The organism is Brevundimonas sp. (assembly GCF_032107865.1).
GTDB lineage: Bacteria > Pseudomonadota > Alphaproteobacteria > Caulobacterales > Caulobacteraceae > Brevundimonas.
The window spans coordinates 1-6,617 of sequence record NZ_DAMCNG010000156.1 but is presented as its reverse complement, the minus strand read 5'-3'; the positions used below and the strand labels follow the sequence as shown (position 1 = coordinate 6,617).

Annotated in this window: 9 protein-coding genes and 1 riboswitch; of the genes, 5 read left to right on the top strand and 4 right to left on the bottom strand. The window is 61.4% G+C overall.

Annotated features, from left to right (window positions below; translation table 11 throughout):
- The coding region (locus tag RT567_RS12200; RefSeq protein WP_313576598.1) for an aspartate/glutamate racemase family protein at positions 1-318 on the bottom strand (318 nt) is incomplete at its 3' end.
- Between the two features lie 525 nt (positions 319-843).
- Here RT567_RS12200 and RT567_RS12195 point away from each other — a divergent pair.
- Positions 844-1,041, top strand: coding sequence for an IPTL-CTERM sorting domain-containing protein (locus RT567_RS12195; protein ID WP_313576597.1), 198 nt, complete (start codon positions 844-846; stop codon positions 1,039-1,041).
- Between the two features lie 186 nt (positions 1,042-1,227).
- Here the strand turns inward: RT567_RS12195 and RT567_RS12190 are convergent, their stop codons facing one another.
- Positions 1,228-1,680, bottom strand: a complete 453-nt coding sequence (locus RT567_RS12190) for a GNAT family N-acetyltransferase (RefSeq protein WP_313576596.1) — start codon at positions 1,678-1,680, stop codon at positions 1,228-1,230.
- 57 nt (positions 1,681-1,737) lie between these two features.
- Positions 1,738-1,847, top strand: a riboswitch (TPP riboswitch).
- A gap of 66 nt (positions 1,848-1,913) precedes the next feature.
- On the opposite strand from RT567_RS12190, the gene thiC reads away from it, so the two are divergent.
- Positions 1,914-3,821, top strand: a complete 1,908-nt coding sequence (thiC, locus tag RT567_RS12185) for a phosphomethylpyrimidine synthase ThiC (RefSeq protein ID WP_313576595.1) — start codon at positions 1,914-1,916, stop codon at positions 3,819-3,821.
- Positions 3,822-3,845: 24 nt separating this feature from the next.
- On the opposite strand, the gene RT567_RS12180 is transcribed toward thiC, so the two are convergent.
- Positions 3,846-4,436, bottom strand: coding sequence for a hypothetical protein (locus RT567_RS12180; protein ID WP_313576594.1), 591 nt, complete (start codon positions 4,434-4,436; stop codon positions 3,846-3,848).
- On the bottom strand, positions 4,429-5,367 hold the full coding sequence (locus RT567_RS12175) for a hypothetical protein (RefSeq protein WP_313576593.1): 939 nt from the start codon (positions 5,365-5,367) through the stop codon (positions 4,429-4,431). The genes RT567_RS12180 and RT567_RS12175 overlap by 8 nt, the downstream gene beginning before the upstream one ends.
- A 119-nt stretch (positions 5,368-5,486) precedes the next feature.
- On the opposite strand from RT567_RS12175, the gene RT567_RS12170 reads away from it, so the two are divergent.
- From RT567_RS12170 to RT567_RS12160, 3 genes are all read left to right on the top strand, one after another.
- Positions 5,487-5,894 carry a zeta toxin family protein gene (locus RT567_RS12170; protein ID WP_313576592.1) on the top strand — a complete coding sequence of 136 codons (408 nt, stop codon included), beginning with the start codon at positions 5,487-5,489 and terminating at the stop codon, positions 5,892-5,894.
- Positions 5,891-6,076 carry a hypothetical protein gene (locus RT567_RS12165; protein WP_313576591.1) on the top strand — a complete coding sequence of 62 codons (186 nt, stop codon included), beginning with the start codon at positions 5,891-5,893 and terminating at the stop codon, positions 6,074-6,076. Before RT567_RS12170 ends, RT567_RS12165 begins: the two co-directional genes overlap by 4 nt.
- A 198-nt stretch (positions 6,077-6,274) precedes the next feature.
- Positions 6,275-6,617, top strand: a 343-nt coding sequence (locus tag RT567_RS12160; protein WP_313576590.1) for a hypothetical protein, incomplete at its 3' end; no start/stop codon positions are given.

The following is a 6,617-nucleotide window of genomic DNA, read 5'->3' as shown; positions in this document are numbered from 1 at the left end:
CGCTTTCGCGGTCTCGGCGATCATGTCGATGAAGGGCAGGCCCGCCGCGCGGATGGCGCCCGCATGGGCGTGGGCCGTGTTGCACGGCATGGCCAGCACCTGCGCGCCCGCCGTCTTCAGCGCCCGCGCCATCTCGCCCAGCGTCTGCCCGGCCGCTTCCGGCTGACTATGGCGATTGGGCACCTGAGGATTGATGTCGGCGATGATGCGGATGTGGTCCTCATCGCCCGTCGCCGGTGTCAGCGCCTGCACCCGCGCCAGAAAGGCTGTCGTCGCCGCCGGCCCCATGCCGCCCAGAACGCCCAGAATTCTACTCATCTCGATCTCCCGGCGGAGCGTCCGCTTCAGGCGGCTCTCATGCGGCCCCAAGGCGTGCGCGGTAAAGCCCGTTTGCGCCGGACTGAACCTTGAAAGCCAATGACTAACGTTGACTTATCGATGATTACACTGTTCGAGCGGGTGAGTTTTTAAAAGCGGTGCAATATGAAATCTCTGGCCGGTCTTGTTCTCGGGCTCTTGCTCTCCTTGGCCGCGACTGCTGCGGCGGCGCAGAGCCCGAATGTATCGGTCAGCTTGTCGGTTAGTCCGCCAACGGCAAACCCGGGCGACACGGTCAGTTTCATAGCCCGTTTCACCAATCACAGCGCGGGAGAAGTCTGGCTGGACGGGGAGATAAGACTGCCTGCCGGACTGACGCCACGGTCAGTCAGCACCAACAGCGGAATGCTTCATTCTTCACATCCAACGGGCGCACTGGCCACTGATGCCCGGCTTGCGGCTGGGGCCGTTTTTACCATGACTGCGGTTGCCGATCTTCCGCCCGGCGTCGTGCGTGGAACCGTCTTGACGGGAGAAGCGGAGGCCAGACTCAGGGCCTCTGAGGGGGGGCTGATCCTGGACCGAACCACGGCGACGATCACGGTGGGCGGCGTCGCACCCACGCCCGTGCCGACCCTGACCGAATGGGCGATGATCCTGCTGGGCGCCCTCTTGGCGGGCGGCGCTGTGCTGCAACTGGAGTGTCGCCGACGCGCCATCTGACGGGGCGGGCAGGAAAAACGATTATTGTTCTGCAAAGAGCGTTAACACGCGAAAATCAGCGGAACCAACATCGCGGCCGGGGATTGAGCAATCGGACACGTCGGACGCCCCCCCAACCCCGACGAAGTCTGCGGCGGCCCGGCCTTAACGCCCCCCCGACTGAGAAGCCGGGCCGCCCCCTCTCCCTCAATCCAGCTTCAACACCATGTCCCAGCGATCGATGCCGGGCGCATAGCCGTCGGGTGTCACCTTCATCGTCTCGAAGCCGAAGCGGGCGTAGAAGCCTTGCGTGTGCTGGCTGGTGTTCAGGATGACGCGCGTGATCCCCGGCGTGGCGCGCGCCGCCGCGATCCGCGCTTCGGTCAGCGCCCGGCCCACGCCCTGACCGTGCAGGCCGTTGTCGACCATGCCCCAGCACAGGACCACGCTGACCGTGTCCGCCTCGACCGCATGGCCGCCGCAGGCCACGACACGCCCATCGCGCTCGATCACCTGATAGGCGTGCTCAAAGGCGATCTCTTCCAGATAGTCGGCGAACCCCTCGCGCTCGCTGGCGTCGAAGAAGAGCGGCGTATTGCTGTCGAACAGGGCCAGGCAGGCCTCACGGTCGTCGGCGCGATAGGGACGGGCGGTCAACATGGGCGCATCCCTAGCACGCCGCCCCGCTTGACCCGCAGAGGAAAGCGGCTAGGGTCGCGCCGTTCTCCGGGGGGTCGCAATCGAGCGGCTGAGATTGAGGTTTCTCCTCTGACCCGTCGAACCTGATCCGGGTCATGCCGGCGAAGGGACGAGTTCACCGCCTCCACGCCGGGAAACCGACACGAGGCGCTCAAACCGCGCCGGCGGACCTCTTCTCGCAGGAGGCCGCCACAATGAATATCCACGTTCCCAACGAACAGCCGCACGAGCCGCAGGTCGACGTCGCCTTGGCCGACGCCCGCAAGCAGGTCGCCGCCGAACACGGCACGATCCCCACCGGCCCCCGCGCGGGCAGCCAGAAGGTCTATGTGGCGGGCGAGCTCTTCCCCGACATCCGCGTCCCCTTCCGCGAGGTCGCCGTCCACCCGTCCGCCAATGAGCCGCCGGTGACGATGTACGACAGTTCCGGCCCCTACACCGACCCGTCCGTGACCATCGACATCAAGAAGGGCCTGCCCCGCGTCAAATCCAGCTGGCAGCTGGACCGCGGCGACATCGCCCCCGTCCTGAACCCGCGCGAGGTCAAGCCCGAGGACAACGGCCACGCCAGCGGCAAGCACCTGGCCCCCCGCTTCGACGTCTCCAACCACCGCGTGTTCAAGGGCGTCGAGGGCCGCCCCGTCACCCAATACGAATACGCCAAGGCGGGCATCATCACGCCCGAGATGGAATACGTCGCCATCCGCGAGAACCTGCGCCGCGAACAGACCGCCCCTTGCATCCGCGACGGCGAAGACTTCGGCGCCGCCATCCCCGACTTCGTCACGCCCGAGTTCGTGCGGCAAGAGATCGCCCGCGGTCGCGCCATCATCCCGCACAACATCAACCACCCCGAAGTCGAGCCGATGATCATCGGCCGCAACTTCCTGGTGAAGATCAACGCCAACATCGGCAACTCCGCCGTCCTCTCCAGCGTCGACGACGAGGTGGACAAGCTGGTCTGGGCCACCCGCTGGGGCGCAGACAACGTCATGGACCTGTCGACGGGCCGCAACATCCACAACATCCGCGACTGGATCATCCGCAACAGTTCCGTCCCCATCGGCACCGTGCCCATCTATCAGGCGCTGGAGAAGGTGAACGGCATCGCCGAGGATCTGACCTGGGAAGTCTTCCGCGACACCCTGATCGAACAGGCCGAACAGGGCGTGGACTACTTCACCATCCACGCGGGCGTGCGCCTGCCCTTCGTGCCGCTGACGGCCAAGCGCGTGACGGGCATCGTCTCGCGCGGCGGCTCCATCATGGCCAAGTGGTGCCTGTCCCACCACAAGGAGAGCTTCCTCTACGAGCATTTCGAGGACATCTGCGACATCATGCGCGCCTATGATGTCAGCTTCTCGCTGGGCGACGGCCTGCGCCCCGGCTCCATCGCCGACGCCAACGACGAGGCCCAGTTCGCCGAACTGCGCACCCTCGGCGAGCTGACCAAGATCGCCTGGGCCAAGGGCTGCCAGGTCATGATCGAGGGCCCCGGCCACGTGCCGATGCACAAGATCAAGGCCAACATGGATGAGCAGCTCAAGCACTGCCACGAGGCGCCCTTCTACACGCTTGGGCCGCTGACCACCGACATCGCCCCCGGCTACGACCACATCACCTCGGCCATCGGCGCGGCCATGATCGGCTGGTTCGGCACGGCCATGCTCTGCTACGTCACGCCCAAGGAGCATCTGGGCCTGCCCGACCGTCAGGACGTCAAGGACGGCGTCATCACCTATAAGATCGCCGCCCACGCCGCCGACCTGGCCAAGGGCCACCCCGGCGCCCGCGCCCACGACGACGCCCTCAGCCGCGCCCGCTTCGAGTTCCGCTGGGAGGACCAGTTCAACCTCTCCCTGGACCCCGAGACCGCCCGCAAATTCCACGACGAGACCCTGCCGAAGGAGGCGCACAAGACCGCCCACTTCTGCTCCATGTGCGGCCCCAAGTTCTGCAGCATGAAGATCAGCCAGGACATCCGGGATGCGGCCAAGGCCCAGAACGACGCGGGCGCCAGCCTGACGGACGCCGAGGCGGGCATGGCCGAAATGAGCGCCAAGTTCAGGGCTGGGGGCGGAGAGATTGAGGTGAAGGTGTAAGGCAAAGACCTCCAATCGTTACCTCTAGTTTTGAATTTTCTGCTCGAAGAGGTAGCCAACCCGTCCGACCATTCTCCCAAATGTGTAGCCACTTTCAATGGTAGTAAAATAGAAACATGCAACGATAGAAAAATATAAAATCGCATTCGATATGTTGTATATTTTCATTAAAGCGGGAGCATTCGTTGCTCCCGCTAGCGATAATACTGATGTAAATGCATCTTTCGCTGATGGTAATAGAAGGAGTATGGCAAACGCTAAGCTAGTCATGGCGACTAGGTTAAAATATGATATGTTGTAAAAAATTTCCTTCGATAATTTTAGTAGTCGCTCTTCTTTTATTTCATCTTCTATGCTGTTTCTTTTTGCTTTTTCTTCGGTGTTGTAACCTGAAGCTAGAAAGAACATAACGCTGAATCCGAAGCCAATAAGAATTGCTTGAACAGTGATCGTCCCAGCCAAAAGATCGTTTAGAGGTCCCTGCGTACTTACGGAGATAAGTGCGGCGACTATAGCTGACGCAACAATCCGCGGGTAAATTCGGACACGTTTATTTGAACCAAAATCGTAAAATGTCGCGTTGTTTCGCGAGATAGCTTTTCCGACATTAAACATCTGAACTACGTGAAATTATCTCCTCACGGAGAACGTCAAGTATAGCGATTTTGGTTTGATTGTAATCTGGGTGACCATCGTCATCTACCTTTACATCAATATGAAATTTCGTTGCAAAGTTTCCACTCTCTAGCATGTAAATGGTTTTTGTTCCGCCGTTTACTTTGGCGAGCACGGTACAGTCCATGATGTCGGACTCGCTTACTTCCATTAGGCTGCTTTCATTGAGCATGCTGGCGATGGCTTTTCGCATTTCGTTCTTGGGTCCGCCTAAGAATGGGAATAACCTTTTGGCGACCTCGGCCTCGAAACCGTCCTCTTTGCTCATCTTTCTGAAAGCGATCATTCCCGCGCTTGTGATTTTGTTCGACGCAGCCAGTGACGCTGGCTTTTCGGCGAATGTGACTTTGACCTCTTTCGCTTGGGCATTCTTATAGCTAGCACCATCAAGGCGGACGGAGTGGGGCATGATAAAGCCAGCCCCAGGCATTAGATCACTAATTGTCCGTTGAAGTGCAGAGTAGCCTCCAAACTGCCCGAGATATTGACTTGCTAGGTAAATTCTCCCGCTTTTGGAAAGATAAAGTAGGAAATGAAATGGCCTTAAGCTGATGCTCTCCGCCGGGATGCGGCCGCGCATCGTATTATCGTATGCATGTCCCCAATAGGAACCTTTATACGTTCCGAAAACAGTTCGATCATCGACCCGAATTACATTCTCCATGGGCGCGTCAGAACGATATCGAATGCGATCGGCTGCTTCTTCATCGTTGGGGTCGAACGGTGCCTTAGCCTGAATGGCACCAAAAAGAGCGTCGAAGTCACTAGAGGTAAACGCTACGGGAAGCGCATCCTTTCCGCCATTTCCAACCATACGAACTAGGTAATGGAAGCTAACGCTGACCGTTTCTTTTTTCTTGGGCTTAGCCACGGAGCCTCTTAATTTCTAGAGCACGTTATAATGCGATAATTTTTAGCATATCGCGATTCTGGGAACGACAAACTTCGGCATAGCTTCGTGATCAACGCCAAATAGGCTGTTCACCCTACGTGCCCACCCTCGTCCTCCTCGCTAGGCCGAATGGCCCCGGTCGTGATCTGGCCGCCGGGCGGCTGGTGTTGGAGCGGCTGGAGGAACTCACCAACGCCCGCGCCGACGTGGTGCTGGAGACGACGCTGGCCACGCGCACCCACGCCCGCCGCATCCGCGACTGGAAGGCGGCCGGATACCGTTTCGAACTGATCTATCTGCGCCTGCCCTCGGTCGAGGCCTCCATCGCCCGCGTCGCGCATCGGGTCGCGCGCGGCGACCACGGCATTCCCGAAGAGACGCTGAGGCGGCGCTATCCGCTCAGCCTCGACTACCTCGAAACCGTCTACAGGCCGTTGGCCGACAGCTGGCAGGTCTACGCCAGTGGCGGCGAGACCCCCGAACTGCTAGACTGGGGACCGCGATGAACAAGCCGCTGTTTGATCACGAAACCACCCTGAAGGCTCTGCGCCGCGCCGCCGAGATGGCCAAGCACGGCACGCGCGAGGAACAGTCCGGCAAGTTCCTGCCCCCGCTCGGCTGGAAGGGCCGTCTGGTCACGGGCGCCGCCGCGCCGAAGCCCGCCGAACCCAAGCGCAAGCGGGCCTGATCCTCTTTCCTCCCCATGAAATGGGGAGGGGGACCGCGTAGCGGTGGAGGGGCTTTACGATGGCGGAACCAAGCGGCCCCTCCGTCTCGGTCGCTTGCGCGCCCGATCCACCTCCCCATTGCATGGGGAGGAGAAGCCCCCGTCCGATCCTGACGCACACGTCCTCCATCCTCCGTCTTTCAGGCAGGAGGCGGCGCGATGGACGATCAGGCTTCGGGCGGGCGGGAGAAGGACTGGCCCGAGAAAGACTGGCATGAGGAGGCGCCGCGCATCATCGCCTCCGGCCGGTGGGAGCAGGATGAGTACGGCGACACCACCTACATCCCTGACCATGTGCGACCCTCGACCGCCGAGCGGGCCGAGACGGCTGACGCCGGGCGCGGCCATTATTACGAAGATCCGGCGCCGCGGGACGGCTATCGCGTCCGCTCCGAGGCGACCTGGGCGGCGGCGCGGCGCGACTATCTGGCCGGGGATACGGCCGAGGCCGTCTGCGACCGCTATGGGCTGAAGCTGGGGACGCTGCGGTCCCGCGCCGCGC

Coding starts and splice junctions, on each gene's coding strand:
- RT567_RS12190 (WP_313576596.1), bottom strand. CDS start 1,680: ATGTTGACCGCCCGTCCCTATCGCGCCGACGACCGTGAGGCCTGCCTG.
- thiC (WP_313576595.1), top strand. CDS start 1,914: ATGAATATCCACGTTCCCAACGAACAGCCGCACGAGCCGCAGGTCGAC.
- RT567_RS12180 (WP_313576594.1), bottom strand. CDS start 4,436: ATGTTTAATGTCGGAAAAGCTATCTCGCGAAACAACGCGACATTTTAC.
- RT567_RS12165 (WP_313576591.1), top strand. CDS start 5,891: ATGAACAAGCCGCTGTTTGATCACGAAACCACCCTGAAGGCTCTGCGC.